Source organism: Gammaproteobacteria bacterium (assembly GCA_003696665.1).
GTDB lineage: Bacteria > Pseudomonadota > Gammaproteobacteria > Enterobacterales.
Map to the genome: position 1 here is coordinate 1 of RFGJ01000388.1, position 1058 is coordinate 1058.

Sequence of the window (1058 nt, forward strand, 5' to 3'; positions counted from 1 at the left end):
ACCGTCCACCGTCCGAATCAAAAAGACTTCCAAAGCCATACCGGCTCCGGAAGTCTTTTTTCGTTCAAATTTGCGCCGCGGGGATTACGCCATATAGCGTTTGCGCAGCGCCAACCCGGCGCCCGCCACCAGAACGAAGGCCGCCCCGGCCAGCGCCAGCGGCAGGTAGGGCGTCCCGGAGGCCGCACTCATGCTGTTGAGAGTAATGGCAGTCGGGGAACCTGTGCCAACTGGAATACCCAAAGTTCCACTATTTGGAATGTTGTCATCAGCAGGGCTACCATTGTTGTCGAAGAATATCACGCTTGACAAAGTTGAACCATCATCAGTATGAGTAAGCCCCAAAGAGCTCAACGTGACGCCCACTTCCGTATTGACACCATTGGTAGCCACGCTACCAGGCGTACCACTACCGAAAACAGCAAAATTATCGTTGCAATTTACTGCGCTACAATCCGCAACACGAACCCCACTGGAAAGAATTAGAATCAATCTGTCAACTTCTGTGAGCGTAGTACAACCACCAATACCACTTACTCCCGATGATTGGCTCGGAATATCCAAACAAATCCGAACAAATTCGCCGCTTGCAAATGATGTAGTAGCTATCGTATCAAAATAAAAGTACATATCACTTGAACTATTGGTAACCCAAAACGTATTGATATCATTGTCGTCTGGAACAGCGACCTCGTCACCATCATTCGCCGCCAGCGCACATCCAGAATTTCCAATAGTGCAACTCGGGTATCCGGGCCACTCGCTCGGATTACCATCTACGGTGATAACAGTCGCGAAAGCCGTCACCGCGCTGCCCAGCGCCAGCACCAGCGCCACAATCAAACTGGTGGCGCGAAAAGAAAGTTTTTTGAACATCACATACCTCCAGAGAAAAAAAGAATAGGCCGCATGCAGCCGCCATACAAGCGAAATATCAGATGAGTCTTGCGGGATTTTCAGGGCTGCACTTCTATAGTCGCAATTATGCCACAAAAGGTTCAAAATTAATGGCAGCGATTTTGCAACTATTCAGCCGCCCGCCGCCAATCGAAATCAGA

General features: G+C 49.9%; 1 protein-coding gene. It reads right to left on the minus strand.

Annotated features, from left to right (window positions below):
- Positions 1 to 84 precede the first annotated feature (84 nt).
- The gene (locus D6694_10035; protein RMH40520.1) at positions 85 to 1002 is read right to left on the minus strand and encodes a hypothetical protein; all 918 of its coding nucleotides are present in this window, start codon (positions 1000 to 1002) and stop codon (positions 85 to 87) included.
- Positions 1003 to 1058: the final 56 nt, after the last annotated feature.